Raw genomic sequence first — 805 nt, forward strand, 5'->3', positions numbered from 1 at the left:
ATTCAGAAGGTGGTCCGGCTCAATACGGCAGAGCTGACCGCAGGCGCTCAAAGAAAAGCCCCGGTTTCGACCGAAGAGACCAACCCCGGCGGCCATCATGGACAGCTGCGGGAAAGCATCACCCCATCCATGGAGCAGGACGGCATGGCCGGTGTAGTCCGTGCCGAAGTGGACTACGCCGAATATGTGGAAAAAGGAACCCGCTTCATGGCTGCGCAGCCGTACATGAAACCGGCATTTGAAGAGCAGAAGCCGAAGTTTCTGCGGGACCTGAAAAAGGTGATTGCCAAATGAACCCGGCAATGGAGCTGTTCGGGGCTTTGCTTGTGCTGCTGCGCAAGACGTATCCGGATATTGTTTTCGATACATTCCTGCCGCCTGAGAGCACGCCGTATCCTTTCATCTTTCTCAATGACGGGTATGAAATTGAAGATTTTCGGATGAAGGGGGCCTATTTTGGTCAGACATCCATTTCGATTGATGTATGGCATAACGATCCAACACAGCGGGGGACAGTGGATTCCCTGCTTTTTGCTGTCCGGCAGATCTGCCGACGCATCGACCAGACAAAAACGTACAGCTGGTGCCTGTCGTCCTGCACTCTGGAATATCTTCCGGATACGACAACCAGCCAGCCGCTTTACAGAGGGATTCTCACCCTCACCTACAAACACTACAGGAGGAAATGAAATGAATTTCAATCTTCAGCGTTTTGCCGATCCCGTTAAGGGCGACAAAATCATCTACCTGGTGCGTCGTTATTCCAAACGCACAGAAGAGGGCGCAGCCGTAATTGCGCTTCAGA

General features: G+C 52.7%; 2 protein-coding genes. Both read left to right on the plus strand.

The genetic code is table 11. The annotated features are described in order from the left end of the window. A partial coding sequence (locus Afil_RS10670; protein ID WP_230268537.1) for an HK97-gp10 family putative phage morphogenesis protein occupies positions 1-294 on the plus strand: 294 nt, incomplete at its 5' end. Next, the gene (locus tag Afil_RS10675; RefSeq protein ID WP_230268538.1) at positions 291-689 is read left to right on the plus strand and encodes a hypothetical protein; all 399 of its coding nucleotides are present in this window, start codon (positions 291-293) and stop codon (positions 687-689) included. The genes Afil_RS10670 and Afil_RS10675, both read left to right, overlap by 4 nt. The last annotated feature ends 116 nt before the right edge of the window (positions 690-805 follow it).

This window comes from Allobaculum fili (assembly GCF_020969955.1).
Classification (GTDB): domain Bacteria; phylum Bacillota_I; class Bacilli_A; order Erysipelotrichales; family Erysipelotrichaceae; genus Allobaculum; species Allobaculum fili.